This window comes from Bradyrhizobium arachidis, from assembly GCF_015291705.1.
Taxonomy (GTDB): Bacteria; Pseudomonadota; Alphaproteobacteria; order Rhizobiales; family Xanthobacteraceae; genus Bradyrhizobium; species Bradyrhizobium arachidis.
Genome location: NZ_CP030050.1, coordinates 9,755,914 through 9,782,758 on the forward strand (window position 1 = coordinate 9,755,914; position 26,845 = coordinate 9,782,758).

Sequence of the window (26,845 nt, forward strand, 5' to 3'; positions counted from 1 at the left end):
CGTTCGCCGGGACGACCCAGAGCAGTGTCAGTAGCACACCTCGGCATTGGCATCGTTGCCGGGGCCGCCGCCGCCGCGATATTCGAGGTGGCAGCCGCGGTTGACCGGACGGCATCCGCCGCTGTTGCAGAAGACCTGCCCGCCACCCGAGCGACGGCCGGCGCCGGCGGCGGCAGCGATGCCGGCAGCTGCACCGTAGCCGCCTGCCGCACCGCCGGCCTGGCGACGCTGCCGGGCTGGACGCTCATCGCCGTCGTCGCGCTTGGCCGTTGCAGGCTTGGCCGGCTTGGCGGCACGCTGCTTCTCGCATTCGTTGTCGTCGTTGACCGCATAGCCCTCGCGGCAGACGATCTTGGTGCATTTGTCGCCGTCGGCCTTGAAGCCGTGCTCGCAAACCAGCGGGCAGACGCGCGACTGCTTGGCCTTGACGGTACCGAGCGCATCGGTGCTCGCCACCTTCACGTCGAGCTTGGTGCCGGCGTAACGGTTGAACTGCGACAGCGACCGCTGCGAGGACGTATTCCAGTTGCCATCGGCCTGTCCGGAGAAGCAGCCGACGCGGCCGAGTTCGGTCTGCACCGAGCGGGTGAGATCGGCTGGCGTCGCCGCCGGCGTCAGCGAGGCGACATTGGTGCCGGTCGGGCTCGCCGTGCTGGCCGGCGCAGTGTTGGGTGCCGCGGCGGCGAGATTGACGCGCTGCTGCTCGGCGGCAGCCGCCTGTTGCTGTGCCTGCTCCTTGGCCTTCTGCGCAGCGAACTGCGCCTGCTCGGCGGCATTGGCGTCAGCCGCGGCCTTGGCCTGCGCCTCCTTTTGCGCGCCAAGCGCGGCGAGACGATCGCGCTCGGCCTCGGCCTGCTTCGCCTTCTCGGTCGCCGCGGCATGCGCCTGCTCGGCGCCGATTTTCTCGAGCTGCAGCTTGGCAAGGTTCGCATAGAAGCCATCGGGATGTTGGGCGAGAAACGCTTCCCATGCCGCCCTGTTGCCGACCTGGAGCGAGAGCTCATAGTCGCGGCGGATATCGGCTTGCGGATTCGCCACGGGCGCCGTGGGCGCCGCGGCCACCGCCTTGACCGGCACCAGCGGCACGTCCTCGCCGCCGAGCGAGCCGTACACGAACGGCTCCTGCTTGTTGCCGGTCGATTTGAGCACGTCGTCGCGCACGAAGCCGAAGGCGCGGCGGACGTCGAGGCCCGGCGTCGTCAGATGCTTCGACAGCGCCACCGTGAACGGGCTGTTGGCGCCATCGCCGTCCTGCGCGGTGAAACCGGCCTTGGCCGAATAGGCGATCAGCGTGTTGGGGCTGGTCGGCTCGACCTGGGCGAGGCCACGGCCGATGCCGCGCGTCGCGATCGTGCGCTTCATGGTCTTGCCGAACGGATTGTCGCGGCAGGCATCCAGGATCACCAGGCGCAGCTGCTTGGCGGGCTCGACCGCGACCAGGACACGGTCGAGCGACAGCGCCTCGTCGTACACGTCGGTGTCGCGCTCGAGCTTGGCGTCGACAGGGATCAGATAATTCGAGCCTTCGACCTCGATGCCGTGGCCGGCATAATAGACCACGGCGATGTCGGCATCGCGGGTCGCATCCGCAAAGTCGCGCAGCACGCGGCGCGTGTCGAGCGCCGAGAGATCGTGCCTGGACTCGACAACGTCGAATCCGGCTTCCTTCAGCGTCTTCGCCATCACCGAACCGTCACTGACGGGGTTCGCCAGCGAGGGCGCGTGCTGATAGGCCGAGTTGGCGAGCACCAGCGCGACGCGCTTTCCGGCAAAAGCGGGCCCGGCGCCGAACAGTAGCGCGGCGGCGAGCAGAAGCGGGCAAAGTCTGAGCAGATTGCGCATGACACGACTTCCGAAGTTCAGAGGCAGTTCGAGCCCCTTTGGGACCGCTTTAGCAGGACCCGCTGCGGCCGCTTGTGATCGAGGTCACGAAGGCGGCGCCGGCAGTGGGCCGAAAGACCCTTTATGTTTGTCGCGCCAGCGCGGTCGGGGTTCGCCGACAAAGGCCCGCCGGCCCGGTTCCCCTAGGTATCCCCGACGTGCCCCCGATACTGCGGCAGATTGTCCGTAATCTCGTGCCAGGGCGCCTTCGACCCCACGAAGATGTGGGCGGTCGGCCTGATCGAGGGAGCATCGACCAGGGTTCCCATGGCGACATGAACCCATTTCCCCTCGCGCACCCGGGAATAAAGCAGCGAGCCGCAGCACGCGCAGTGGGCGTCATGGGTCAAGTCATCGCCGTAGATCAGGCGCTGGTCCGCGCCTTGGACAAGGCGGAGCTTGTGCTGCTCGATCCCGGCGAACGGCTTGAAGGCCGAACCGGTGGTGCGGCGGCAATTCGAGCAGTGGCAGTTCATCGCATAGGAGAACGCATCCGCCACCTCTAAGCGCACGCTGCGGCAATAGCATTCGCCGGTGAGGATACGAGCGTTCGAATTTTCTGATCCGGTCATGACAATGTCTTCGCGCAAATGGCTGACACACCCATAGCGCATTCTGATGTGTACGACTAAGTTCCTCGCAAGACATCATGCAAAAGGATGACCCATGAGCCAGAACCGTGCGAGCGTCGAAGCCGTCGTGCAATCCTATTTCGACGGGCTCTATGAGGGTGACGCCGAAAAGCTCGGCGCCATCTTCCATCCCTCCGCCGATTTGCGCTGGGTCGAGAAGGGCGAATTGCAGGTGCTGACCGTGCCGGACTGGCTCGACCGCGTGCGCAAGCGCCCTTCCGGCAAGGCCGAAGGCAAGCCGCGTGAGGATTTCATCGTCACCATCGACCGCTCCGACGACAAAACCGCCTTCATCAAGGTCCGCTGCCAGCTGCCGCCGCGCTACTTCACGGACTATCTGGTGGCGATGAAGCTCGCCGACGGCTGGCAGATCGTGTCGAAATCGTATCGGTATGATTTGAGAGAGTGAGGTTAGATGCGCCCCCTCTCCCCGTTCTTACGGGGAGAGGGTTGGGGTGAGGGCTGCTTCCGCGAACGCAGTGACAGTTGCGCTCGCGGAGAGTGCCCCTCGCCCCGCAAGCGGGGTGAGGCTAAGAAAACGCCCTCGCGCCACACATTCGTCTTTTCGATGGATGAATGCGGAGTTCGTTCGCATAACCCCCGCTCGCACTTCCATTTGAAAGTCCCCCATGCCTCTCGACCGCCGCTCCCTGCTCGCCTCGCTGTGCTGGATCGCCGCCTCTCCTGCGTTCGCCGCGGAGGCGCCGTCTGAGCTCGAATCCTACGAGCGCGAGAGCGGCGGGCGGATCGGGCTTTACGCCGAGAACCTCGCGACCGGCGCCAGGCTCGCCTGGCGCGCCGACGAGAGATTCGTGATGTGCTCGACGTTCAAGGCCTCGCTGGCGGCCTGCGTGCTGGCGCGTGTCGATCGTGGCGACGAGCAGCTTGCGGCGATGATCCCTTACGGCCAGGCCGACCTGCTCGACTACGCGCCGGTCGCCAAGCAAAATCTCGCCGCCGGCAAGATGTCGGTCACTGACATGTGCAAGGCGATCGTCGAACTCAGTGACAACACCTGCGCCAATCTGCTGCTGGCGCGGGTCGGCGGGCCAGCCGCACTCACCGCGTTCTGGCGATCACTCGGCGATGCCACTTCGCGGCTCGACCACAATGAGCCCGAGCTCAATCGCTCGCCGCCCGGCGATCCCCGGGACACCACGACGCCGGCGGCGATGGCCGGCAATCTGAAGCGGCTGATAGTGGGCGAGGCGCTGTCGCCGGCCTCACGCGCGCAGCTCACCGAGTGGATGGTGAACTGCAAGACCGGCGCGAACCGGCTGCGCGGCGGCCTGCCCGCGGGCTGGAAGATCGGCGACAAGACCGGCAACAACGGCAGGGACGCATCCGGCGATATCGCGGTCGTCTGGCCCAAGCCTGACAACAAGCCTGATGCACCGATCCTGATCACGGCCTATACCCAGGGCGGCACGCCGAACGCCGCCCAAATCGAAGCCGCGTTTGCACGCATCGGACGTATGGTGGCCGAACGGCTGAGGTGAGGCGTTGACCTTGCGATTGCTTCCGGGCCAAGACAGGCCATGATCGCAGCGAAGTTCCAGACCTTTCTCATCCTGCTCGCGGTGCTGGCGGGCACCGCGCTGGTCGCCCGCCGCTTCAACATCGCGCCCGCCATTTTGCTGATGCTCTCCGGCGTCGGCCTCGCTTTCATACCCGGCATGCCGCCGGTGGAACTGCCGCCGGAACTGGTGCTGCTGATGGTGCTGCCGCCGCTGATCTACTCGGCGAGCGTTGCGATGAGCTGGCGCGAGTTCAAGAACAATCTGCGGCCAATCGTGCTGCTCGCGGTCGGCGCGGTGATCTTCACCGCGGCCATGGTAGCCGCCGCCACGCACTATCTGATCGGCCTGCCCTGGACCATCGGCTTCCTGCTCGGGGCGATCGTCGCGCCGCCCGACGTGGTGGCGCCGCTCGCGATCGCGCGCCGGCTGAACCTGCCGCGCCGGCTCGTGGTCATCCTCGAAGGCGAAGGGCTCGCCAACGATGCCACCGCGCTGATCCTCTACCGCTTCGCGCTCGCCGCCATCATGGTCGGTCACTTCTCGCTGCCGCTGGCGGCCGGTGAATTCGCCCTCATCGTCGCCGGCGAGATCGCGTTCGGCATCGGCGTCGGCTGGCTCTCCCTGCGTTTCCGCAAATGGTCCGGGGATCCGCAGGTCGAGCTGACGCTGTCGCTGATCACGCCCTACGTCTCCTACTGGCTGCCCGAGCATGTCGGCGGCTCCGGCGTGATCGCCACGGTCGCCTGCGGCCTCTATGTCAGCTGGAACGGCCCGCTGCTGATCTCGTCGGCGACGCGCCTGCAGGGCATCTTCTTCTGGGACCTCATCATCTACCTGATCGAGGGCCTGCTGTTCCTGCTCACCGGCTTCCAGATGCGCGCGCTCTACGAGAAATCGAAGACGTTCCCGCTCGACGACATTCTGATCGCAACTGCCCTGGTGCTGATGATCATCGTGATCGCGCGCTTCACCTGGCTCTATCCGGCGACCTATCTGCCGCGAATCCTCTCGAAGTCGCTGCGCGAGCGCGATCCCTCGCCGCCTTGGCAATGGCCGTTCGTGCTCGCCTTCACCGGCGTGCGCGGCGCGGTGTCGCTCGCGGCCGCGCTGGCGCTGCCGTTCACGCTGCCCGAGGGCGATGCCTTCCCGTATCGCGACCTGATCCTGTTCGTCGCCTTCGGCGTCATCTTCGTCACCCTGATCGGCGTCGGCCTGACGCTGCCGCCCGTGGTGCGCTGGCTCGGCGTCGCCGAAGCTGGCCGCAACGAGCACGTCGCCGAGCACGAGGCCGAGATCGCGGCGCGTCGCCAGGCGCTCGACGCCGCGCTGAAATCGCTGGACGAGCTCACCGCGGAGAAGGAAGTCTCCGACGAGGTGATGCGGCTCCTGCGCGCGCGCCACGAGATCCGCGTCAACCAGCTTCCGGACTCACTCGATCCCGCGCACCACGACGTCTCCGCCGCCGGCACCGCGCTGACCCGCGAGCTGATCGCCGCCGAACGCAAATTCATCCACGAACTCCTCCGCGACGGCCAGATCACCGACGAGACAAGACGGCGGATCGAGCGCGATCTGGACCTGGAGGAGGCGAGCCTGGCGAACCGGGAGTATCGGGGGGTGCCGCTGTAGCAGCCCGTCATTGCGAGCGCAGCAGCTACCGCCTGTCGCAGAACTCCCCGACCCCCGCCGCGACGGCCTCCGCAATCATCTCCTGCCGCTCGGATGAGTTCAACTCCATCTCCTCGTCGCGGTTGATGATCGAGCCGGCCTCGAGCAGCACGGCAGCACTCCGTGTCCGCGACAGCACGATGAGCCCGTCATAGCGGTAGACGCCGACATCCTTGTCGAGCAGCTGGCGGCGGTAGCGGCCCATCACCGGCAGCGTGTACTGGCTGGCGTAGTGAAGGCCCTGCTGCTTGAGCTGCCTGCCGATCATCCGCGCCAGCAGCAGGCTGGTGGCGAAGTGCGGATTCTGCTGCGACACGAACAGCGAGTGACCCGAGAAGCGGTCGCTGAAATAGCTCTTCGCGCCGTCGAATTCCCAGGTCTCGAGCAATTTATCCGGCACCGAATCGTGATGGATCGACAGGAAGAGATCGGCCCGACCGTCATTGGCGGCACTGACGCGCTTGAACAGGCTCGGCCGCGCCTTGCCGTCCGTGACGAGCAGGCGGGTTGCGGCAAAGCCTTCGGACTTGAGTTTGGCCGTGATCAGCTTTGCGAGAACGAAGTTGAAGCCGAACTCCGGATCATTGCGCGCACTGAGCGCGCCGTAGGCGTCCGGGGTATGCCCGACATCGACGACGATGCGGAATTTTGGCTTCTCACATTTGAACGGCGGCTGCGTCGACTGTGACTTGAGTTTCGTTGTCTTTCGCGTGGCGGCGGCTTGGCCACTGCCAACAGGCGCAAGCGACGATAGCAGGATGAACGCGACGAGCCCGGCGACGATGCTCCGCGCGTGCGACAAACCCTACTCCGCTGCCCAGAAGCGCTGCAACAGCGCGCCGATTCGCGTTCCGAGGCCGGACTCGATCAGGAATTTGTTGTCCTCGGCGCGGAGCATGGCTGATCCTCCCGACTCCCTTTCGGGAAGATTGGCGCAGGCGACGCGGGGCGTCAACGCGTAGACTTGCGGCGCGCTGGCCCCTCCTTTTTCATCATGGCGACCACGCTTTCGGGAAATTTCCCCGGTGTTGCAGATGGGTGACGGACTTGGGCGCGGCGGACGCCGTAACTTGTCGGCATATTGAAATCTGATTTGGCTGGGGGCCAAAGAGATGGTGAAGAGCGCGCTGAGGATCGCGGCTATTTCTGTTTCCGTGTTGATGCCCGGCGTCGTTTCCGCGGCCGACATGGCGGTGAAGGCTCGCCCCGCACCAGTCCCGGTTTTCTCCTGGAGCGGCTGCTATGTCGGCGGCAACGCAGGCTACTCGCGCGCCGAGGTCAGGTCGGATGGCACCCCCAACGCCATCTTTGCGGGCCTGACGCCGGTTGGCACCGCCGCGATATTGACGTCGGCATCCGCCGCAAAAGTTACGCCGGATGGCGTCACCGCAGGTCTCGGAATTGGTTGTAACTACCAAAAGGGCATCTTCGTCATCGGCGCCGAAGGCGATATCAACTACAGCGATCTTGGCGCACAACAAATTCGAGGCCCCTTTGCAAACGCGGCGCCCATCTCTCCCTACACCTGGGAAGAGCGTTTCCATTCCAATTGGTTTGCAACGGCGCGAGCGCGGGCCGGCGTCGTGGTCGCCGAGCGCAGTTTGTTGTACGTGACCGGCGGCGCGGCCTTTGCCGAATTCAATTGGCTCAAGGCACTCGATTTTCCGGGATTCGTAGGCTTCCGGTATCAAGCTAGCGCGTCTGACACCAAGCTCGGGTGGGTCGTGGGCGCCGGCTGGGAGTACGCGTTCAACAACAATTGGTCCGCCAAAGTCGAATATTTGCACATGGATTTCGGAAGCTCGTCCGGAATCACTCCGACGCCTCCTGCTCCCGCTGCCGGAGCAGGCGCAGGTGCGGCCTGGTCGATCTCGAATAATTTCCGTGAAGACGTGGTACGCCTGGGTGTCAACTATCGCTTTAGTGGCGGTGCGATCGTCGCGAAGTACTGACGGCCTGCGGACCAAAGGACTTCAAAAGCCTCGGCGTTGCCCGGTGCTTTCTTTGTTCATGCTGGGCTGCCCACATCGCAGCCCCTTCACACCGGCCTTTCCCCCTTCACCGTCACCCGCGTGCCCGAGCGCGTATGCGGCCAGTAGTCCCACATGGCGCGGTGCTGGGTGCAGCGGTTGTCCCAGAACGCGATGGCGTTCTCGGTCCAGCGGAAGCGGCACTGGAACAGCGGGTTCTCGGCGTGCTGGTAGAGATAGGCGAGCATGGCGTCGCTCTCGTCGCGCGGGATGCCGTTGATGTGGCGGGTGAAGCCGCGGTTGACGTAGAGTGCCTTTCTGCCCGTGACCGGATGCGTGCGCACCACGGGGTGCTCCGCGTTCGGATATGACGGACGGTCGGCGACGCCATAGTTCGCGTAGAGCCCGCGATAGATCGGCTCGCCGTCATGCAGCGCGGTCAGGCCGTCGAGATAAGCCTTCATGCGATCCGACAGCGCCTCATAGGCGGCGTACATGTTGGCGAACAGCGTGTCGCCACCGCGCGGCGGACACTGCTTGATGTAGAGGATCGAGCCCATCGGCGGCTCGAGATCGCAGGACACGTCTGAATGCCAGCCCTCGCCATTAGCGCGCGGCGAGTTCTTGTCGGCATAGATCTTCATCAGCGCCGGGTCTTCGTCCTCGTGGGGAGCTGCGGGATGGAAATGCAGTTCGCCGAACTTGCGGCCGAAGGCGAGATGCTGCTTTGGCGTGATTTGCTGGTCGCGAAAGAAGATCACGAGGTTTTCGGCGAGCGCACGATGGATCTCGTCCATCTGCCGGTTGGAGCGCGCGTCGCCCTCGACGAGCTGGCCGATATCGACGCCGGAGATTTCCGCGCCGATGATGGGCGTGAGCTTCTCGACCGCGATGGTCTCGTAAGGAGCGCCGTCGTCCGCGGTGTGGCGATAGCGCGGACCTTGCTTGCCGGCGAGTGAGCTCATGGCGTGTCTCCCGATCATTGTTGATTGGGGGCCATCGTAGCGTGCGGAGACAGATACGCAATCTCCGCTGCAACCACAGCTGTCGTCCCGGGGCGCGCGTAGCGCGAGCCCGGGACCCATAACCACAGGATCAGGTTTGGCGAAGACTCGGAGTGGCAGCCTGCCGCAACCACAACGCCTTGTGGTTATGGGTCCCTGCTTTCGCAGGGACGACCGCGGAGTGTAAGGCGCTAGCGGAGTGAATCACTCCGCCGCGGTCACGGGCACCTTGGCTCCCTGGCCATAGCGCTGGTCGATGTAGTCGATCACCAGCGCCTTGAAGTCTGCGGCGATGCCGGGGCCGCGCAGCGTGCGGAACTTCTTGCCGTCGACGAACACGGGCGCGGCCGGCGCTTCGCCGGTACCGGGCAGCGAGATGCCGATATTGGCGTGCTTGGACTCGCCGGGGCCGTTGACGATGCAGCCCATCACCGCGACGTTGAGCTCCTCGACACCAGGATATTTCGTTTTCCAGGTCGGCATCTCGTCGCGGATGAAATCCTGGATCGAGCGCGCCAGCTCCTGGAACGTGGTCGAGGTGGTGCGGCCGCAGCCGGGGCACGCCGCGACCAGCGGCACGAAGGTGCGGAAGCCCATGGTCTGCAGGAGCTCCTGGCCGACCTGCACCTCGCGGGTGCGGTCGCCGCCGGGCTCCGGCGTCAGAGAGATGCGGATGGTGTCGCCGATGCCCTGCTGCAAGAGGATGCCGAGCGCGGCCGACGAAGCGACGATGCCCTTCGAGCCCATGCCGGCCTCGGTCAGGCCGAGATGAATGGCGTAATCCGAGCGCGACGCGAGGTCCTGGTAAACCGCGATCAGATCCTGCACGGCCGAAACCTTGGCCGAGAGGATGATGCGGTCCTTCGGCATGCCGAGTTCCTGGGCCCGCGCGGCCGAGAGCAGCGCCGACTGCACCATCGCTTCACGCGTCACCGCACGCACGTCGCGCGGTGACGGCGACGCGGCGTTCTCGTCCATCAGCTTGGTCAGGAGCTCCTGGTCGAGCGAGCCCCAATTGGCGCCGATGCGCACCGGCTTGTTGTTCTTGTTGGCGATCTCGATGATGTCCGCGAACTGGGTGTCGCGCTTGTCCTTGAAGCCGACATTGCCGGGATTGATGCGATATTTGGCGAGCGCCTCGGCGCAGGCCGGATGCTCGGCGAGCAGCTTGTGGCCGATATAGTGGAAGTCACCGATCAGCGGCGTGGTGATGCCGCGCTTGGCGAGGCCGTCGCGAATGTGCGGAACGGCGGCTGCGGCCTCCTCACGGTCCACGGTGATGCGGACCATTTCGGAGCCGGCGCGCGCCAGCGCTGCGACCTGGGCGATGGTGCCGTCGATGTCGGCGGTGTCGGTGTTGGTCATCGACTGCACGACGATCGGTGCACCGCCGCCCACAGTGACGTCGCCGACCTTCACCTGGGTGGTCTGGTGCCGGGGCGCCGGGCCCGCGAGGTCGGAATCGATGGAGTTTTCGAGCTTGTTCATGGGGTCCAAATATCAGGTTTTGGTGGCATTCAGCAATGCATCGCGCGGCGCCGCAGCCTCTCGGCTCGGACGGTTAACCAGAAAAAGCCCAGCAATTACAAGGACGGCGGCCGCCCCGAAAGCAAGGCTCAGAGTGTCGTGCATGATGAAATAGCTACCCACCACGCCAAACAAAGGGGTGATGAAGGTAAAAGCCGACAATTTGCTGGCTGAATAGGCCTTCACCAGTGCGAACCAAAGCGTGAACGTGGTTCCGACCACCCAGATCGCCTGGAAGGCCATCAGGCCGAGCGACAGCGGCGACGGCGTATGAGTGATGGTCTCCCCGAACAGATACGCCGCCAGCCCGAGGATCGGGATCGAGGTTGCGACCTGATAGCCGAGCGCCTTCTCGGGAGCTGCGAAGCGCAGCCGGGTGCCCTTGGCCACCAGCGTGGTCGCGGCCCATAGCGCGGCGCCGCCGACGATCAGGAGATCGCCGAGCAGGACATGCGCGTCGACATTGGGCTGCGGCACGCCGATCGCGAGCGCGACACCGGCAAAGCTGATGGCAAGGCCGAGCCATTGCGAGGCGCCGAGCCGCTCGCCGAGCACCTGATACGAGCCGAGCGCCACGAAGAACGGCGCGGTGTAGAGGAACACCACCGCGCGGGAGGCGGAGGTGAGGCGCAGGCCCTGGAAGATCAGCACGAACTCGATGCCGAACATCAGTCCTGCGATCAGGCCGGGCTTCCAGGTGCCGTCCCGTTCGAAGAATTTCACGCCGCGCAAGGTGCCGATGATGAACAGCACCGGCAGCGCGCCCATCGAGCGGATCATCGCCTGGAGCATCGGCGGGATATCCGGCAGCACCAGCTTCACCGCGATCTGGTTGAAACCCCAGGTCAGGCACAGCATGAGCATCAGGGCGATGGCGCCGGCACTGAGGGGACGACCGGCGGACGGGATGGCTTGAGGTGTGGGCATGTTTCCTGTGATCCGGCTTTGCGCCGTTGTTGCTTTATGCAGCTTTCTGACAATGGGTGCAGACGCCCGTGATCTCCACCACGGACAATTTGGGGGCGAAACCTGAGCTGCGCGCCGCGGCGTTGAGATTCCCGGCGAAGGATGCCGAGGGTATCTCGCCGACGAGGCCGCAGCGCTCGCAGATCAGGAACGCCACCGCAGAGGTCGAATCGTGGTCGTGGGCGGCGCAGGCGAGATAGGCATTGCGGCTTTCGATGCGGTGCACGAGGCCGTTGGCCATCAGGAAATCGAGCGCACGGTAGACCGTGATCGGCGCCGGCCGCGCCATCGACTTGGCGAGTTCGTCGATCACCTCATAGGCGCCGAGCGGGCGATGGCTGGAGAGCAAGGCGCCCAGCACCTGACGGCGGATCGGCGTGAATTTCTGCGCGCGCTGCTCGCAGACCGCCTCGGCATGCGCCAGCGCGTCCGCAGTGCAGCGGCCGTGATCGTGGTCGGGCGCAGGAAAGGCCGGCTTTGCGAGGGTCATGCCGGCAGCGTTCTAGCATTTCGGTGAGGGAACCCAAAGCGCGACACCGAACGCGGCTGCCAGCCATGCTCCCCCCGCGGGACAGCATCCCGGCAATCCGCCATGAAATAATCATAAGCTTGCTTATTATATGCCAAGCTTATTGGAGACCAAGCTTATGACCCGCGGGTCTGTCGACCAGAACTTCCTGTTCACGCTCGCCGAGCTCTACCGCCTCTTGCGTGTCTACGCCGACAAGGAGGCCTCGCGCTTCGGCATCACCCGCGCGCAATGGGCCGTGCTGGCCAAGGTCGAGCGCAGCGAGGGCATGAAACAGTCGGAACTCGCCGAGTTGCTGGAGATGCAGCCGATCACGCTGACCCGGCTGATCGACAAGCTGTGCGACAACGACTGGATCGAGCGCCGCAGCGATGCCTCGGACCGCCGCGTCAAGCGGCTCTATCTGAAGAAAGCCGGGCGGCAATTGCTCGGCCGGATGAGCGGGCTGAAGTCCGAGCTCACGGCCAATGCGCTGGACGGCATCAACCCGGCGGACGCCCACCGCCTCCTCACCCAACTCGAAACAATCAAGGAAAACGTGCGTAACGCGATCCAGAATAGCGGAGCGGAACAAGCGCGTAAGGAGCAGCGCTATGGCTGATCAAGTCCTCAAGTTCCAGCCCGAGCAGAAGATCGACAGCGGCAAGCCGACCAAGAAGGCCGGCACCGATCCGCGCCGCCGGTTCGTGGCGGGCCTGCGGCGCTATCGCCGCTTCCTGCTGATGGTCGTGCTGCCGATCGTGGTCGCCGTCGGCGGCCTCACCTTCTATCTCAATGGCGGCCGCTATGTCGGCACCGACGATGCCTATGTCGGCGCGCAGAAGGTGCTGGTGACGCCCGACATCTCCGGCAAGATCGAGAAGGTCGTGGTCAAAGAAGGCCAGCTCGTCCACCAAGGCGACGTGCTGTTCGAGATCGACCCCGTGCCGTTCCGCCTCGCGGTGGACGAGGCCAAGGCGCAGCTGATGCAGGCGCAGAGCACCTACGACAACCTCCGCGCCAACATCAAGATCTACGGCGACATGCTCAACCTCGCCCAGCAGGGCGTCGACCTCAAGCAGCGCGATGTCGAACGCAAGCAGGCGCTGGTGAAGAACAGTTACGGCTCGCAGCTCGACCTCGACAACGCCGCGAACGCACTGGTCACGTCGGGCTCGATCGCGCAATATGTCAAGCAACAGATCTCGACCGCCAAGACGCAATTGCTCGGCGACACCGACCTGCCGCTGGAGAAATTCCCGCCCTACGCGCAGGCCAAGGCCAAGCTCGACAATGCCGAGCGCAATCTCGACCACGCCGTTGTGCGCGCGTCGATGAGTGGCGTGGCGACGCAGGTCGAGCAGATCCAGCTCGGCCGCTACGTCAGCGCCGGCACGGCGGTGTTCTCCATCATCGACGTCGCCCATCCCTGGGTCGACGCCAATCCGAAGGAGAGCGACCTCACCTATGTCACCGAGGGACAGCCCGTGACCCTCGAGGTCGACGCGTTCCCGAACCACGTCTTCAAGGGCAAGATCGGCTCGCTCTCGCCCGGCACCGGCGCGCAATTCGCGATCCTGCCGCCGCAGAACGCCACCGGCAACTTCGTCAAGGTGGTGCAGCGCGTGCCGATCCGCATCTATTTCGACGAGACCGACAAATATGTGAGGAAGCTGAAGGCCGGCATGAGCGTCTATGCCACCATCGACACCGGCCACAAGCGCTCGCTCGCCGGACTGTTCGGCCTGCCGGCGACCGCAAGCCAAGACAAAGACCACGACAAGGACTGATCCGATGTCCGGCCCCAATGCCAGCCTGATGGTCCCCGGCCTGCGCCGGAACATGGTGACGATCTGCGCCATGACCGCGACCATCATGCAGGCGCTGGACACCACCATCGCCAACGTCGCCCTGCCCTACATGCAGGGCACGCTGTCGGCCTCGCAGGACCAGATCAACTGGGTGCTGACCTCCTACATCGTCGCCGCGGCGATCATGACGGCGCCGGTGGGCTGGATCGCCAACCGCTTCGGCCGCAAGCGCATCTTCATCATCTGCTCGGCCGGCTTCACCATGGCCTCCGTGCTGTGCGGCCTCGCGCAGGACATCAACCAGATGGTGCTGTTCCGCCTGTTGCAAGGCGTGTTCGGCGCCGCGCTGGTGCCGCTGTCGCAGTCGGTGATGCTCGACTATTACACGCTCCAGGAACGCGCCAAGGCGATGTCGATCTGGGGCATGGGTGTGATGATGGGCCCGATCATGGGCCCCTCGCTCGGCGCCTGGCTGACCGAGACCTATTCCTGGCACTGGGTGTTCTTCGTCAATCTGCCGTTCGGCGCGATCACCGTGATCGGGCTCATCGTCTTCATGGACGAGACCAAGAAGGACCTCACCCTCAGATTCGACTGGCTCGGCTTTGCCGCGCTGGCGATCGCGATCGGCGCCCTCCAGCTCGCGCTCGACCGCGGCGAGCAACTGGGCTGGCTCGAATCGAACGAGATCATCGCGGAATTCATCGTCTCGGCCGTTGCCTTCTATTTCTTCCTCGCGCACTCCTTCACGACCTCGACGCCGTTCATCCGCTTCGCGCTATTCCGGGATCGCAATTTCGTCACCGGCTGCATGTTCATGGTCGTGATGGGCCTCGTGCTGTTCTCGACCATGGCGCTGGCCTCGCCCTACATGCAGAACGTGATCGGCTATCCCATCATCACTGCCGGCCTGCTGCTGGCAAGCCGCGGCTTCGGCACCTTCTTCGCCATGATGCTGGTCGGCCGCATGATGCGCTATTTCGAGGCGCGTACGCTGATCATCACCGGCCTCACGCTGACCGCGGGCTCGCTGTTCCAGATGACGGGCTGGACCGACCTGACCCAGGTGCCGGAGATCGTGACCGTCAGCGTGATCCAGGGCTTCGGGTTCGGCCTCGTGTTCGTGCCGCTTTCGACGGTGGCGTTCCTGACGCTGCCGAACAATTTGCGCACCGACGGCACCGCGATGCTGACGCTGATGCGTAACGTCGCGAGCTCGGTCGGCATTTCCGTCGTCATCGCCGAGCTGACGCAGGGAACGCGGCGAACCTATGCGATCCTCTCCGAGCACATCAACCCGTTCAACCACGCGCTGCAGATGCCCGACGTGCGCGGCATGATCAATCTGTCGACCGATGCCGGCCGCGCGATGGCCGACAGGATGGTCAGCGTGCAGGCGCAAATCATCGCCTTCGCGCACGACTACCAGCTGGTGATGTTCTTCATCCTCTTCACCATCCCGCTCGCCCTACTGATCGGCTCGACCAAGGCCACGCTGCGCAAGCAGGCCGCCGGGCCGGAACATGCGGTGATGGAGTAGACGCGTTATCGCGGCGTTGCCTCATACTCCCCCGTCGTCCCGGACAAGCGCAGCGCCGATCCGGGACCCATAACCACAGGGAGTGGTTTGGCGAAGACTCGGAGTTGCCGGCTCGCGCCGCAACTGCTTCCTGTGGTTATGGGTCCCCGCGTTCGCGGGGACGACAGCGAGAATGTTGAAGCAGCGCCGGCTACAACAACTCCTCACACCCCAAATCCTCGACCGCCATCATCACCCGCTCAAGGTTGTTCCACCAGATCAGCGGAGGAATGTTGATGCTCCATTGCCAGACCGGCTTGGTGATCTGCCAGAGCACCGACAGGCGATAGTCCTGATCGAGCGCGCCGCGCGTGTAGCCGGTGACACCATTGGCCATCAGCGTCTCGTGATAATGATTGAGCAGCGGCCGCTCGAGCGCCTGCCGTTGCTGCGGATACCATTGGGTCGCCATCATGTAGGCGAGATCGGTCGTCGGCACGTTGATGCGCCACTGGTCGAAATCGAAGATGCGCACGGTGTCTGCGACGCCGGGACGCGGCAGCAGGAAATTCCAGATATGGGCATCACCATGGGCGATGCTGATGTGACGCCGTGACTGATAGCGCTGGGATAGCCGGCCCGAATGCTCGATCAGGCGGCGATAGAGGGTGCGGCGCTCTTCGCTGAGGCGGTCGCCGAGCATATCGGCAAAACGATCGTAATGGCCGGCAAAGGTCTCCATGTGCTGCGCGCGGTCCTCGGCGCTTGCCCAGCTGCCGACGGTATCGCCAAGGCCGGGATGGTCCCACCATGCTGCATGCCAGCGCGCCAGGGTCGTAACGATGGCCATCGCCTGCTCGCGCGACGGGGGCAAAGGCCATTGGGTCGCGATCACATGGCTGTCGGTGAGATCCTCGAGCAGGAGATGCCAGGCCTGGCTCTCCTCGTCGAAGCTTCCGTCGAAGCAGCGCGGCGCGAGTCCCCGCGGCATGTTCGGCGCAAGTTGCGTGTAGAAAGCCACCTCGTGCCGGCCGGCATCTGCGAGCGATTTTGCGAAGGCGGCATGCGCGGTCTTCAGGATCAGCGATTGCGGCGCGCCGCCGGATTCTCCGACATAGCGCAGGCCAAGGCGGATGATGTGCGACAGGACGGTGTCGCGCTGGTGCAGCACCTTCACCTCTCGGACGGCGCCAGCATCCAGCACACGCCCCCTGCGCAGCGCGGCGGTCAGTTGGGCGGGCTCAACGACCGCCGGCAGTTGTGGAAGTGTCATGACCACGATGCCCCCGTCCCGCGCCATTCTGCACGATCACATCCCCGGGCACCAGTTGATGCCCGGCTTATGCAGCGGCAGTCGAGTCCCGCACGGTCCGGACCACGACCGACCGCAGCTGTTCGAGATTGGCCGCCATGCCGGCGATCGCCTGCCTGACCTCCGCGGCGCGTTCATCCACGGAGGCGGCGTCGCGGCTGACATTGTCGATCTTGGCAGAGACCTCCTTGGCGGCGGACGCCGATTCGGAAATCGACCGGGCGATCTCCCGCGTCGCGGCGTCCTGCTCTTCCATCGCGGCGGCAACCGAGGTGGCGACGCCGTCGATCTCGACGATGTGGCCTCCCATGCTCTCGACGGCATCGACGGCGGCCTGGGTCGAAGCCTGGATCTCGGCGATCAGCCGCGTGATCTCCTCGGTGGATTTGGCGGTCTGGTCCGACAGCGACTTCACCTCGGCGGCGACCACCGCGAAGCCGCGACCGGCCTCGCCGGCGCGCGCGGCCTCGATCGTGGCGTTGAGCGCCAGGAGATTGGTCTGGCCGGCGATGCCGCCAATGAGATCCGAGACTTCGGCGATCTTCTTCACCGCGCCCGCCAGCGCCTGGATGGTCGAACGCGCCTGCTCGCGGCCGGCGACCGCCGATTTGGTGACGGTCGAGGTCCGCGCCACCTGGGTCGCGATCTCCCGGATCGAGGCGCTCAGCTGTTCGGCTGCGGCCGAAACGGTCTGCGAGCTGCCCAGCGCCTGGGTGGAGGCCGCGGCCACCGCCTGCGATTCCGCCGACAGCGACCTCGCGATCTCGGACAGGCTGGAGGCGGCCCGCTCGACGCCCTGGCTCGCCGCGCTCGCGGTGTCGACCGAGCGGCCGGTCTCGCGCTCCACGGTCTCGGCCATCTGGTACAGGGCGCCACGCTTGGCGCGCGCGGCCTCCTGCTCCTGGCGCAGCTGCTCCTCGCGCAGGCGGGAATTCTCGATTGCCCCCTGCTTGAACACCTGCAGGGCTGCGGCCATAGAGCCGACCTCGTCCTGACGGTGCGCGAAAGGAATATCGGCGGCGAGATCGCCGGTTGCGAGCTTCTGCATCGCCCCGGTCATGCGCACGATCGGTCGCACCACGCCGAGGGCAACGCCGAGCAGACCCGCGGCAATGAAGGCGAGAACGGCGGCGGAGACGCCGAGAAGGATGTAAAGCATCGAGCTGTCGCGGTCCGCGGCCAGCTTCTCCATGGCGGCGTTCTGCTTGTTGGCGTTCTCGACGATGCTGTCGATGACGGCGCGATGCGCGGTGTAGGCATCCTTGAGCTGCGCATAGGCGCGCTCGGCGGCAGCCGTGTCCTTGGCCTTGAGGGCCGGCAGCAGTTGGTCGGATGCCTTCCAGAATTTCTGCACCTCGGCATCGGATTTCGATACCAGAGCCGTCTTCAGGTCGGCCGAGAGGCTGGAGGCGACCCAGTAAGCCTTGCGCTCGTCGTAATCCTTGCGGAGCTGGACCAGGCGCTCGCCATGGGCCGCCAGTTGATCCGGCTCGCGCATGGCGAGGGTGGCTTCGAGATAGGCCTCGATGACATATTCCGGCGGCGGCAGGATGTCGGCGATGAGGTCATTGCCGAGCTTGATGTCGGAATAGAGCGGACCGCCGACCTTGAGCTCGCGCAGCGCATAGAGGCTGGTGGAGACGACCGCAGTGAAGCCGATGGCAAGCACGATCCCGAACGCAATAATCGCGGACGACAACGACAGGCGAATTTTCATGAGGCAATCCGGGCGCGAATCAAATCTGCACTGACCCTAGACCGCTGCGGTAAATACGGGCTTTCCTCGCGGAGAGGTTGCCGAAGAAAAGCTCCGCATAACTACGGGAATGGGATGTCGGTCAATCGGTTTGCGTCAATGAACTGATGCTCAAACGCGCGGCACTGGCTGCGATTGCGCTGAATGAGAAGCGCGTAGCGGCGACCGGGAATCGCCGCTCCGCATTGCCTTAGACGTCGAAGAACACCGTCTCGTTGTCGCCCTGAAGGTGCAGGTCGAGCCGGTAGAGCGGCTTGCCGGCCTCGCGCACCGCGGTCAGCGTGGCGCGGCGATCGGCCGGCACCAGCGCCAGCACGGGGTCGGCGGCATTGCCGGCCTCGTCGCTGAAATAGATCCGGGTGTAGAGATGCCGCAGCATGCCGCGTCCGAACACCGCAAGCACGATGTGCGGCGCCTGCGGCTTGCCGTCGGGGTCGGGCACAACGCCGGGCTTGATGGTGTCGAAGGAATAATTGCCGTCCTTGTCGGTGCCGCAGCGGGCAAAGCCGCGGAAGCTGGCGTTCGGCAGCGCGCGCTTGTCCTGCGGGTCGGCAAAGCGGCCCTGCGCATCCGCCTGCCAGATCTCCAGCATGACGTCGGGCACGACGACGCCGTCGCCGTCGAACACCCGGCCCTCGATACGGATGCGGTCGCCGGAGACGTCGGGCGTCAGCGTCGAGCTGGTGAACGCGTCGTTCCAGGCGTACTCGCCGTTCGGCGTCAGGCCGTATTTGAAGAACGGACCGACGGTCTGCGATGGGGTGATCCCGTTGGGCTTCACAGAATCCTGCACTTTAGTGGTTCTCCATGGGCGTGGCGTTCTTGCCGCGCAGCACGATATCAAAGCGGTAGCACAGCGCCCATTCGGGCTGGGTGTTCTCGAGGTCGAACGACGACACCATCCGCGCCCGCGCCTTCTCGTCCGGCACCGAATTGAAGATCGGGTCGAACGGGAACAGCGGGTCAGCAGGAAAATACATCTGGGTCACGAGGCGCGTGACGAAGGAACGGCCGAACACCGATAGATGGATATGCGCGGGACGCCAGGCGTTGTGGTGGTTGCCCCAGGGATAGGCGCCGGGCTTGATGGTGACGAAGCGGTAATAGCCGTCGGCATCGCTCACGGTGCGGCCTGCGCCGGTGAAATTCGGATCGAGCGGTGCCGGGTGCTGGTCGCGGACATGGACATAGCGGCCGCAGGCATTGGCCTGCCAGATCTCGACCAGCGAGTTCGGCACGCCGCGGCCGTCCTCGTCGCGGACATGGCCGTGCACGATGATGCGCTCGCCGATCGGCTCGCCCGCATGCTGGGTGGTGAGGTCGTTGTCGCCCTGGCGCACGGTCTCGTGGCCATAGACCGGACCGGTCAGCTCCGACAGGGTGTGTCGCATCGGGATCAACGGCTTGTTCGGCGCGCGCTTGATCGAGCTCTTGTACTCGGGCGACAGCGGCAGCGGATGCGCCTTGTTGCTGTCGGTGGGATAGATGAATGTCATTGGCGAACTCCTCCCCGGCCATTTTGGTCCGGCCGGTCAACGCTTCCGCCAATCATTATAGGATATAACTAATTGGGGGAAGCGGGTTTAGTTGCGTTCCTGCGCCCGGCAGCGGGCCTATGTGCGTCTATTTGATCGGCGGCCGCGGTAACACGGCTTCCCCGGCCTCAAGCCGATAGGTGTGGTCGAGCGAGTACCAGGGCGCCACGACGTCGGATGCGGTCGCATGCGGCGTATCGTGGCGCTCGAACTTGCCGATCAGCGCCTGCGTCACCCCGAACTGCACGTCACTGTCGATATGGGGATCGGCGGGATCGTAGACCTGCGAGATCAGCGTCTTGAATCCGGGCTTGAAGATCAGCGCGTGCAGATGCGCCGGTCGATAGGGATGCCGGCCCTGCGCCTCGAGCAGGCGGCCGACCACGCCGTTGGTCGGAATGGGATAGCCGACCATCATCACCAAGCTGAAGGCAAAGCGCCCATCCTGGTCCGTCGTGAACTTTCCGCGCAGGTTCATGTCGGCCTGATCGGGGTCCTGGTTCTCGTAGAGACCAACCGGCGAAGCGTGCCAGACATCGACCTCTGCGCCTGCGACGGGACGACCGTCCTTGTCGACGACACGGCCGCTGACGAACAGCGGCGCGCCCGGCGTCTCCGAGCGCACGATTGATCCGCCGTTCTCGACCCGCGGCGAGTTCAGCCGCCAGAAGGGCCCGAGCAGCGACTGATCGGTTTCGGTGTTGCCGTCGTCGCCGTTGTTGAGCAGGCACACCAGCGGGGAGACACCGAGCGAGCCGGCCAGCAGCACGACTTCATTATGCGTGTCGGTGGTCAACTTGCCGAGCTCGGCCACGATCGCGGTGGCGTCGCGGAATTCCTGCTCGCTCAGGCGGACGTCGCGGACGAAGGCGTGCAGATGCTTGACCAGGGAGACCATGATCTGGCGCAGCCGCGGATCGGCCGTCCGCTCCATCACCGCCAGTGCCGCGGCCGTGACGTCCTGCTCGCGCTCGATGATCATGGGACGGTCCCTTCACCTTGCGTCATGGCCGGGCTTGTCCCGGCCATCCACGACCTTCCTCTCGCGGCACCAAGAACGTGGATGCCCGGGACAAGCCCGGGCATGACGAGTCTGTGGCACACGGCCCCGGGATGACGGGACGCTGCGCGTTTCGTCAATTCAGCTTCTCGATCGCGACGGCCACACCCTGGCCGACGCCGACGCACATGGTGGCGAGCGCGAGCTTGCCGCCGCGCTTTTCCATGCCGTGCACGGCGGTGAGCGCGAGGCGGGCGCCGCTCATGCCGAGCGGATGGCCGAGCGCGATGGCGCCGCCATGCGGATTGACGTAATCGGCGTCGTCGGCGACGCCGAGCTGACGCATGCAGGCAATGCCCTGCGAGGCGAAGGCTTCGTTGAGCTCGATCAGGTCAAAGTCGCTGATCTTCTTGCCGAGCCGCTCCATCAGCTTGCGGGTCGCCGGCACCGGGCCGATGCCCATGATGCGCGGCGGCACGCCGGCCGAAGCGAGGCCGAGGATGCGCGCGCGCGGCGTCAGGCCATGCTTCTTCACCGCGGCTTCCGAGGCGAGGATCATGGCGGCGGCGCCGTCATTGACGCCCGACGCGTTGCCGGCGGTGACCGTGCCGGGATTGCGCACGATCGGCTTCAGTTTTGCCAAGCCTTCCAGCGTGGTCTCGGGGCGCGGATGCTCGTCCTTGTCGACCGTGATGGGGCCGGCCTTGCCGCCGGGAATGGTGATCGGGGTGATCTCTTCCGCGAAATAGCCGGCCGCGATCGCCTTGCCGGCGCGCTGCTGCGAGCGGATCGCGAAGGCGTCCTGGTCGGCGCGCGAGACCTGGAACTCCTCGGCGACGTTCTCGCCGGTCTCCGGCATCGCATCGACGCCGTACTGCGCCTTCAAGAGCGGATTGATGAAGCGCCAGCCGATCGTGGTGTCGAAGATCTCGGCCGAGCGCGAGAAGGCTTCCTGCGCCTTGCCCATCACGAACGGCGCGCGGGTCATGGATTCGACGCCGCCCGCGATCGCAAGCTCGACCTCGCCGGAACGGATCGCGCGGCCCGCGGCACCGACCGCATCGAGGCCGGAAGCGCAGAGGCGGTTGAGCGTCTGGCCGGGAACCGAATCCGGCAGGCCTGCCAGCAGCAGCGCCATGCGCGCGACGTTGCGGTTGTCCTCGCCGGCCTGGTTGGCGCAGCCGAAGAAGACTTCATCCACCTGGGCCCAGTCGAGATTGGGGTGCTTGGCCATCAGCGCCTTGATCGGGGCGGCGGCGAGGTCGTCGGCGCGCACCTTGGCGAGCGAGCCGCCGAAACGGCCGATCGGGGTCCGCACGGCGTCGCAGATAAAGACATCACGCATCGTTGTTCTCCCTGAATGCCGCGATCCGGCCAAATTCTTCAATGTCGGCGGAGTTTTAGGAGGGCGCCCGCGGCAGGTCAATTGACGGTTTCGCGCGGGATTCGAGGGGCGCACACGCCGGCAGCGCATGCCGTGGTGCGGACAACGTGGAAAACCTCCCCTCCCCGGCCAAACCGATAGGAGCAGGAGGCGAAATTTTGTAGGTTGCGCCGCCCATGACGATGCAACAGCCGATACCCGTACCGCCGCCCGACGAAGCACCCGCAGCGCCGGCGGAAGCCGCCGCGCGCGTCACACCGATGATGGAACAGTACCTCGAGATCAAGGCTGCGCATCAGGGCCTGCTGCTCTTCTACCGGATGGGCGATTTCTACGAGCTGTTCTTCGAGGATGCCGAGATCGCCTCGAAGACGCTCGGCATCGTGCTGACCAAGCGCGGCAAGCATCAGGGCAACGACATCCCGATGTGCGGCGTGCCGGTCGAGCGCTCCGAGGATTATCTGCACCGCCTGATCTCGGCCGGCCACCGTGTCGCGGTCTGCGAGCAGACCGAGGACCCAGCGGCGGCGAAAGCGCGCGGCAACAAGAGCGTCGTGCGCCGCGGCGTGGTGCGCCTGGTCACGCCGGGCACGCTGACCGAGGACACGCTGCTCGACGCGCGTACCAACAATTACCTGCTGGCGATCGCGCGCGCGCGTTCGTCCGCCGGCGGCGACCGCTTCGGCCTTGCCTGGATCGACATCTCGACCGCCGAATTCATGGTCACCGAGGTTTCGGGCGGCGAGCTCGCCGCGACGCTGGCGCGCATCAACCCGAACGAGGCGATCGTCACCGATGCGCTCTATAGCGACAACGAGCTCGGCCAGACCCTGCGCGAATTGCCGGCGGTGACGCCGCTCACCCGCGACGTCTTCGATGGCGCCACCGCCGAGAAGCGCCTCTGCGACTATTTTGCCGTCGCGACCATGGACGGCCTGGCGCAGCTCACGCGGCTGGAAGCAACGGCTGCGGCCGCCGCTGTCACCTATGTCGACCGCACCCAGGTCGGCAAGCATCCGCCGCTGCCGCCGCCCGCGCGCGAAGCATCCGGTGCGACCATGGCGATCGATCCGGCGACGCGCGCCAATCTCGAACTGACGCGGACGCTCGCCGGCGAACGCCGCGGCTCGCTGCTCGATGCCATCGACTGCACGGTGACCTCCGCCGGCTCGCGTCTGCTGGCGCAGCGTCTGGCGGCGCCGCTGACGGATGCGCCGGCGATCGCACGGCGGCTCGACGCGGTCAGCACTTTCGTTGCCGACTCGGCCGCACGCGAGGACATCCGCAGCATCCTGCGTGGCGCGCCCGACATGTCGCGCGCGCTGGCCCGCCTCTCGGTCGGTCGTGGCGGCCCGCGCGACCTTGCGGGCCTCCGCGACGGTATCATCGCCGCCGATCAGGTGCTGACGCGGCTTTCCGAGCTCGACCAGCCGCCGCAGGAGATTGCGGCGGTGATGGCGGCCTTGCAGCGACCGTCGCGCGAGCTCGCGGCCGGCTTCGCAAGCGCTCTCGACGAGCAATTGCCGCTGATCAAGCGCGACGGCGGCTTCGTCCGCCAAGGTTACGAACCTGCCCTCGACGAAGCGCGAAACCTGCGCGATGCCTCGCGCCTCGTGGTCGCCTCGATGCAGGCGCGCTACGCCGACGCGACCTCCGTCAAGGCCCTCAAGATCCGCCACAACAACGTGCTCGGCTATTTCGTCGAGGTGACCGCGCAGCACGGCGACAAGCTGATGTCGGCACCGCTGAACGCGACCTTCATCCACCGCCAGACGTTGGCGGGCCAGGTCCGCTTCACCACGTCGGAGCTCGGCGAGATCGAAGCCAAGATCGCCAATGCCGGCGATCGCGCGCTCGGCCTCGAGCTCGAAATCTTCGAAAAGCTCTGCGCCAAGGCGCTCGAGATCAGCGACGACCTGCGCGCCGCAGCGCAAGGCTTTGCACTGCTCGACGTTGCGACCTCGCTCGCAAAGCTGGCGATCGACGAGAACTATGTGCGGCCGGAGGTCGATTCGTCGCTCGCCTTCGCGATCGAGGCCGGCCGTCATCCCGTGGTCGAGCAGGCGCTCAAGCGCAATGGCGAGCCATTCATTGCCAATGCCTGCGATCTGTCGCCTGCGCCCGCGCAAAAATCCGGCCAGCTCTGGCTGCTCACCGGTCCCAACATGGCGGGTAAATCGACCTTCCTGCGCCAGAACGCGCTGATTGCGCTGCTGGCGCAGATCGGCAGCTTCGTGCCGGCGACGCGCGCGCGGATCGGTATCATCGACCGCCTGTTCTCGCGCGTCGGCGCTGCCGACGATCTCGCCCGCGGCCGCTCCACCTTCATGGTGGAGATGGTCGAGACCGCGGCGATCCTCAATCAAGCGGGCGAACGCTCACTCGTGATCCTCGACGAGATCGGCCGCGGCACCGCGACCTTTGACGGCCTCTCCATCGCCTGGGCCGCGATCGAGCACCTGCACGAAAGCAACCGCTGCCGCACATTGTTCGCCACGCATTATCACGAGCTGACCGCACTCTCGGCCAAGCTGCCGCGGATGTTCAACGCGACCGTGCGCGTGAAGGAATGGCAGGGCAATGTCGTGTTCCTGCACGAGGTGCTGCCGGGCTCGGCCGACCGCTCCTACGGCATCCAGGTCGCCAAGCTCGCCGGCCTGCCGCCGGCCGTGATCACGCGCGCAAAATCCGTGCTCTCCAAGCTGGAGGCGCAGGACCGCGGCCAGACCGCGCGCGCCTTGGTGGACGATCTGCCACTGTTCGCCGTCCCCTCCCGCGCCGCCGCAGAAGCCGCCCCGCCGAGCGAGGCCGACCTGCTGATGGACGCCGTGAAGGCGCTGCACCCCGACGAGATGTCCCCGCGCGAGGCGCTCGATGCTCTGTATGCGTTGAGAGCCAAGCTGCCGAAGCAGTGAAATCGGCCGTCATTCCGGGGCGATGCGAAGCATCGAACCCGGAATCTCGAGATTCCGGGTTCGCCTCTTCGAGGCGCCCCGGAATGACAGTGTGGTTGCCGCCTACGCCCTTGCCGCGATCGCCGCGGCTTCCGCGGCGGCGCGCTGCATGCTGGTCGACATCTCGTTCGTCACCGTGCTCTGCTCCTCGACGGCGGCGGCGGTTGACGTCACGTATTCGCTGACGTTGTTGATCGCCTGCTTGATCGAACCGAGCGCGCTGACGACGTCGCCGGAGATGCCGTTGAGGCTGCCGATCTCCTGGCCGATCTTGTCGGTCGCCTGCTTGGCCTGGTTGGCGAGGCTCTTCACTTCGGATGCCACCACCGCGAAGCCGCGGCCGGCCTCGCCGGCGCGGGCGGATTCGATCGTGGCGTTGAGCGCGAGCAGGTTGATCTGCCCGGTGATGCTGTTGATCATCTCGACGATGCCGCTCATCGCCTGCGCAGCCTCGGTGAGGCGCTGCGCCTGCGCGTCGGCGGCGGCGACCTGATCCACCGCGCTCATCGCGGTCTCGCGCGACTTGGTCATCGCCTCGGAGATCTCGCGCACCGAGGCGTTGAGTTCCTCTGAACCGGCGGCAACCGATTCCATCATGCCGCGGACGCGCTCGTTGCCCATGCGGACCAGCACCTGCCGCGTGGTGTCGGTGGCGTATTTCACCACCTTGAACGGTTTGCCGTTGAGATCGAGGATCGGGTTGTACGAGGCCTGGATGTAGACCTCCTTGCCGCCCTTGCCGATGCGCTTGTATTCGGCCGCCTGGTACTGGCCGCGATTGAGCGCGGCCCAGAACTCGCGATAGGCCGCGCCGTCGCGCTCCGTGGGCTCGACGAACATGCTGTGGTGATGGCCCTTGATCTCGGCCAAGGAGTAGCCGAGCGTGGCGAGGAAGTTGGCGTTCGCCGTGATGATGGTGCCGTCCATGTTGAATTCGATCACGGCCTGGGCCTTGTCGATCGCCGCGATCTGACCGGCGAGATCGGCGTTCTTCAGCTTCTCCGCGGTGACGTCGGTTGCGAATTTGACGACGCCGTACGGCTTGCCGCGCTCGTCGAGCAACGGATTGTAGGAGGCGAGAATCCAGACCTCGCGACCACCCTTGCCGATCCGCTTGAACTCGCCGGCCTGGTAGTCGCCGCGGTTGAGCTTGGTCCAGAGATCGCGATAGGCCACGCCGTCGCGCTCGGCAGGAGCGACGAACAGGCTGTGATGCCGGCCCTCGATCTCGGCCAGCGAGTAGCCGAGCGTCTTGCAGAAATTCTCGTTGGCGGTGACGATGGTGCCGTCGAGCTTGAACTCGATCATGGCCTGGGCACGGCCGATGGCGGCGATCTTGGAGGCCTCGGTCATGCCGCGAATCTTCTTCGCGGTGATGTCGGTCGCGATCTTCACGACCTTGACGGGCTTGCCGGCGGCGTCGAGCACCGGATTGTAGGAGGCCTCGATCCAGACCTCGCGGCCGCCCTTGGCGATCCGCTTGAATTCGGAGACCTGCGGCTCGCCGCGATTGAGTTGCGCCCAGAACGCCTGGTACGCGGCGTCCTCGCGCTGATTGGCCGGCATGAACATGGCGTGCTTCTTCCCCTTGATCTCGCCGAGGGAGTAGCCGAGCGCCGTCAGGAAATTCTGATTGGCGTTGAGGATCGTGCCGTCCATCGCGAACTCGATCACCGCCTGCGAGCGGCCGATGGCGGCAATCTCTGCGTCCGCATCGCTGCGGGACCTGCGACCAAACATCAAAGAATCTCCATCTCGAAATAAGCAGCGAGGATACGCCAGTCGGGATGTGCCCGTGCGGCGACTTACAAACTTCAATCGACAAATCCCGCAGGTCCGCACAATCGGCTACAAATCGGACAAGTTTCACGCCGGCGACGGCGGAAGCGGGTACGCAA

22 protein-coding genes are annotated in these 26,845 nt (G+C 65.5%); 8 read left to right on the forward strand and 14 right to left on the reverse strand.

Annotated elements, in window-relative coordinates; translation table 11 throughout:
- Window positions 1–27: 27 nt before the first annotated feature.
- Window positions 28–1,842 (reverse strand): caspase family protein, encoded by a 1,815-nt coding sequence (locus WN72_RS45990; RefSeq protein ID WP_092211943.1) that lies wholly within the window; start codon window positions 1,840–1,842, stop codon window positions 28–30.
- Between the two features lie 182 nt (window positions 1,843–2,024).
- On the reverse strand, window positions 2,025–2,453 hold the full coding sequence (locus WN72_RS45995; protein WP_167380572.1) for a GFA family protein: 429 nt from the start codon (window positions 2,451–2,453) through the stop codon (window positions 2,025–2,027).
- 94 nt (window positions 2,454–2,547) lie between these two features.
- On the opposite strand from WN72_RS45995, the gene WN72_RS46000 reads away from it, so the two are divergent.
- The 3 genes from WN72_RS46000 to WN72_RS46010 all read left to right on the forward strand — a co-directional run bounded on the left by WN72_RS46000 (window position 2,548) and on the right by WN72_RS46010 (window position 5,662).
- The gene (locus tag WN72_RS46000; RefSeq protein WP_027563263.1) at window positions 2,548–2,922 is read left to right on the forward strand and encodes a nuclear transport factor 2 family protein; all 375 of its coding nucleotides are present in this window, start codon (window positions 2,548–2,550) and stop codon (window positions 2,920–2,922) included.
- A gap of 220 nt (window positions 2,923–3,142) precedes the next feature.
- Window positions 3,143–4,012: a class A beta-lactamase gene (gene bla / locus WN72_RS46005; RefSeq protein ID WP_092211939.1), complete on the forward strand. Its 870-nt coding sequence runs from the start codon at window positions 3,143–3,145 to the stop codon at window positions 4,010–4,012.
- Between the two features lie 39 nt (window positions 4,013–4,051).
- Window positions 4,052–5,662: a Na+/H+ antiporter gene (locus WN72_RS46010; protein ID WP_092211937.1), complete on the forward strand. Its 1,611-nt coding sequence runs from the start codon at window positions 4,052–4,054 to the stop codon at window positions 5,660–5,662.
- Between the two features lie 25 nt (window positions 5,663–5,687).
- Here WN72_RS46010 and WN72_RS46015 read toward each other — a convergent pair whose 3' ends face one another.
- The gene (locus tag WN72_RS46015) at window positions 5,688–6,503 is read right to left on the reverse strand and encodes an N-acetylmuramoyl-L-alanine amidase (protein ID WP_092211935.1); all 816 of its coding nucleotides are present in this window, start codon (window positions 6,501–6,503) and stop codon (window positions 5,688–5,690) included.
- Window positions 6,504–6,813: 310 nt separating this feature from the next.
- Between WN72_RS46015 and WN72_RS46020 the strand changes: the two genes are divergently transcribed.
- Window positions 6,814–7,653 carry an outer membrane protein gene (locus WN72_RS46020; RefSeq protein WP_027563267.1) on the forward strand — a complete coding sequence of 280 codons (840 nt, stop codon included), beginning with the start codon at window positions 6,814–6,816 and terminating at the stop codon, window positions 7,651–7,653.
- An 86-nt stretch (window positions 7,654–7,739) separates the two neighbouring features.
- Here the strand turns inward: WN72_RS46020 and WN72_RS46025 are convergent, their stop codons facing one another.
- The 4 genes from WN72_RS46025 to WN72_RS46040 all read right to left on the reverse strand — a co-directional run bounded on the left by WN72_RS46025 (window position 7,740) and on the right by WN72_RS46040 (window position 11,658).
- Window positions 7,740–8,636: a TauD/TfdA dioxygenase family protein gene (locus tag WN72_RS46025; RefSeq protein WP_027563268.1), complete on the reverse strand. Its 897-nt coding sequence runs from the start codon at window positions 8,634–8,636 to the stop codon at window positions 7,740–7,742.
- 243 nt (window positions 8,637–8,879) lie between these two features.
- Window positions 8,880–10,163: a flavodoxin-dependent (E)-4-hydroxy-3-methylbut-2-enyl-diphosphate synthase gene (gene ispG / locus WN72_RS46030; protein WP_027563269.1), complete on the reverse strand. Its 1,284-nt coding sequence runs from the start codon at window positions 10,161–10,163 to the stop codon at window positions 8,880–8,882.
- Between the two features lie 12 nt (window positions 10,164–10,175).
- Window positions 10,176–11,129: a DMT family transporter gene (locus tag WN72_RS46035; protein WP_027563270.1), complete on the reverse strand. Its 954-nt coding sequence runs from the start codon at window positions 11,127–11,129 to the stop codon at window positions 10,176–10,178.
- A gap of 34 nt (window positions 11,130–11,163) precedes the next feature.
- Window positions 11,164–11,658 (reverse strand): Fur family transcriptional regulator, encoded by a 495-nt coding sequence (locus tag WN72_RS46040; RefSeq protein WP_027563271.1) that lies wholly within the window; start codon window positions 11,656–11,658, stop codon window positions 11,164–11,166.
- Window positions 11,659–11,815: 157 nt separating this feature from the next.
- On the opposite strand from WN72_RS46040, the gene WN72_RS46045 reads away from it, so the two are divergent.
- From WN72_RS46045 to WN72_RS46055, 3 genes are read left to right on the forward strand one after another with little or no spacing between them, the layout of a single operon-like run.
- Window positions 11,816–12,298 carry a MarR family winged helix-turn-helix transcriptional regulator gene (locus tag WN72_RS46045; RefSeq protein WP_092211932.1) on the forward strand — a complete coding sequence of 161 codons (483 nt, stop codon included), beginning with the start codon at window positions 11,816–11,818 and terminating at the stop codon, window positions 12,296–12,298.
- A complete protein-coding gene (locus WN72_RS46050; protein WP_027563273.1) occupies window positions 12,291–13,466 on the forward strand; it encodes an HlyD family secretion protein in 1,176 nt (391 codons plus the stop codon). The genes WN72_RS46045 and WN72_RS46050 overlap by 8 nt, the downstream gene beginning before the upstream one ends.
- Window positions 13,467–13,470: 4 nt before the next feature.
- Window positions 13,471–15,027 (forward strand): MDR family MFS transporter, encoded by a 1,557-nt coding sequence (locus WN72_RS46055; protein ID WP_027563274.1) that lies wholly within the window; start codon window positions 13,471–13,473, stop codon window positions 15,025–15,027.
- Window positions 15,028–15,217: 190 nt separating this feature from the next.
- Here the strand turns inward: WN72_RS46055 and WN72_RS46060 are convergent, their stop codons facing one another.
- The 6 genes from WN72_RS46060 to pcaF all read right to left on the reverse strand — a co-directional run bounded on the left by WN72_RS46060 (window position 15,218) and on the right by pcaF (window position 21,954).
- Entirely contained in the window at window positions 15,218–16,306 is a 1,089-nt protein-coding gene (locus WN72_RS46060; RefSeq protein WP_092211930.1) for a phosphotransferase, read from the reverse strand.
- A 40-nt stretch (window positions 16,307–16,346) separates the two neighbouring features.
- Entirely contained in the window at window positions 16,347–18,035 is a 1,689-nt protein-coding gene (locus tag WN72_RS46065; protein ID WP_092211928.1) for a methyl-accepting chemotaxis protein, read from the reverse strand.
- Between the two features lie 229 nt (window positions 18,036–18,264).
- Window positions 18,265–18,867, reverse strand: a complete 603-nt coding sequence (pcaG, locus tag WN72_RS46070) for a protocatechuate 3,4-dioxygenase subunit alpha (protein WP_092211925.1) — start codon at window positions 18,865–18,867, stop codon at window positions 18,265–18,267.
- A gap of 1 nt (window position 18,868) precedes the next feature.
- The gene (gene pcaH, locus WN72_RS46075; protein ID WP_092211923.1) at window positions 18,869–19,570 is read right to left on the reverse strand and encodes a protocatechuate 3,4-dioxygenase subunit beta; all 702 of its coding nucleotides are present in this window, start codon (window positions 19,568–19,570) and stop codon (window positions 18,869–18,871) included.
- Between the two features lie 127 nt (window positions 19,571–19,697).
- On the reverse strand, window positions 19,698–20,591 hold the full coding sequence (locus tag WN72_RS46080; RefSeq protein WP_092211921.1) for a dioxygenase family protein: 894 nt from the start codon (window positions 20,589–20,591) through the stop codon (window positions 19,698–19,700).
- A 154-nt stretch (window positions 20,592–20,745) separates the two neighbouring features.
- Window positions 20,746–21,954 carry a 3-oxoadipyl-CoA thiolase gene (pcaF, locus tag WN72_RS46085; protein ID WP_027563280.1) on the reverse strand — a complete coding sequence of 403 codons (1,209 nt, stop codon included), beginning with the start codon at window positions 21,952–21,954 and terminating at the stop codon, window positions 20,746–20,748.
- A gap of 215 nt (window positions 21,955–22,169) precedes the next feature.
- Between pcaF and mutS the strand changes: the two genes are divergently transcribed.
- Window positions 22,170–24,908 (forward strand): DNA mismatch repair protein MutS, encoded by a 2,739-nt coding sequence (mutS, locus tag WN72_RS46090; RefSeq protein ID WP_092211919.1) that lies wholly within the window; start codon window positions 22,170–22,172, stop codon window positions 24,906–24,908.
- Between the two features lie 102 nt (window positions 24,909–25,010).
- On the opposite strand, the gene WN72_RS46095 is transcribed toward mutS, so the two are convergent.
- Window positions 25,011–26,687, reverse strand: coding sequence for a methyl-accepting chemotaxis protein (locus WN72_RS46095; protein ID WP_027563282.1), 1,677 nt, complete (start codon window positions 26,685–26,687; stop codon window positions 25,011–25,013).
- Window positions 26,688–26,845 lie beyond the last annotated feature (158 nt).

What these genes read in the sequence shown, in the direction of transcription:
- WN72_RS46065 (WP_092211928.1), bottom strand. Translation starts at nt 18,035, where the DNA reads ATGAAAATTCGCCTGTCGTTGTCGTCCGCGATTATTGCGTTCGGGATC.
- pcaH (WP_092211923.1), bottom strand. Translation starts at nt 19,570, where the DNA reads ATGACATTCATCTATCCCACCGACAGCAACAAGGCGCATCCGCTGCCG.
- WN72_RS46020 (WP_027563267.1), top strand. Translation starts at nt 6,814, where the DNA reads ATGGTGAAGAGCGCGCTGAGGATCGCGGCTATTTCTGTTTCCGTGTTG.
- WN72_RS46055 (WP_027563274.1), top strand. Translation starts at nt 13,471, where the DNA reads ATGTCCGGCCCCAATGCCAGCCTGATGGTCCCCGGCCTGCGCCGGAAC.
- WN72_RS46045 (WP_092211932.1), top strand. Translation starts at nt 11,816, where the DNA reads ATGACCCGCGGGTCTGTCGACCAGAACTTCCTGTTCACGCTCGCCGAG.
- mutS (WP_092211919.1), top strand. Translation starts at nt 22,170, where the DNA reads ATGACGATGCAACAGCCGATACCCGTACCGCCGCCCGACGAAGCACCC.
- WN72_RS46095 (WP_027563282.1), bottom strand. Translation starts at nt 26,687, where the DNA reads ATGTTTGGTCGCAGGTCCCGCAGCGATGCGGACGCAGAGATTGCCGCC.
- WN72_RS46050 (WP_027563273.1), top strand. Translation starts at nt 12,291, where the DNA reads ATGGCTGATCAAGTCCTCAAGTTCCAGCCCGAGCAGAAGATCGACAGC.
- pcaF (WP_027563280.1), bottom strand. Translation starts at nt 21,954, where the DNA reads ATGCGTGATGTCTTTATCTGCGACGCCGTGCGGACCCCGATCGGCCGT.
- WN72_RS46000 (WP_027563263.1), top strand. Translation starts at nt 2,548, where the DNA reads ATGAGCCAGAACCGTGCGAGCGTCGAAGCCGTCGTGCAATCCTATTTC.
- WN72_RS46060 (WP_092211930.1), bottom strand. Translation starts at nt 16,306, where the DNA reads ATGGCGCGGGACGGGGGCATCGTGGTCATGACACTTCCACAACTGCCG.
- WN72_RS46010 (WP_092211937.1), top strand. Translation starts at nt 4,052, where the DNA reads ATGATCGCAGCGAAGTTCCAGACCTTTCTCATCCTGCTCGCGGTGCTG.
- bla (WP_092211939.1), top strand. Translation starts at nt 3,143, where the DNA reads ATGCCTCTCGACCGCCGCTCCCTGCTCGCCTCGCTGTGCTGGATCGCC.
- WN72_RS46040 (WP_027563271.1), bottom strand. Translation starts at nt 11,658, where the DNA reads ATGACCCTCGCAAAGCCGGCCTTTCCTGCGCCCGACCACGATCACGGC.
- WN72_RS46035 (WP_027563270.1), bottom strand. Translation starts at nt 11,129, where the DNA reads ATGCCCACACCTCAAGCCATCCCGTCCGCCGGTCGTCCCCTCAGTGCC.
- WN72_RS45995 (WP_167380572.1), bottom strand. Translation starts at nt 2,453, where the DNA reads ATGACCGGATCAGAAAATTCGAACGCTCGTATCCTCACCGGCGAATGC.
- ispG (WP_027563269.1), bottom strand. Translation starts at nt 10,163, where the DNA reads ATGAACAAGCTCGAAAACTCCATCGATTCCGACCTCGCGGGCCCGGCG.
- WN72_RS46025 (WP_027563268.1), bottom strand. Translation starts at nt 8,636, where the DNA reads ATGAGCTCACTCGCCGGCAAGCAAGGTCCGCGCTATCGCCACACCGCG.
- WN72_RS45990 (WP_092211943.1), bottom strand. Translation starts at nt 1,842, where the DNA reads ATGCGCAATCTGCTCAGACTTTGCCCGCTTCTGCTCGCCGCCGCGCTA.
- WN72_RS46080 (WP_092211921.1), bottom strand. Translation starts at nt 20,591, where the DNA reads ATGATCATCGAGCGCGAGCAGGACGTCACGGCCGCGGCACTGGCGGTG.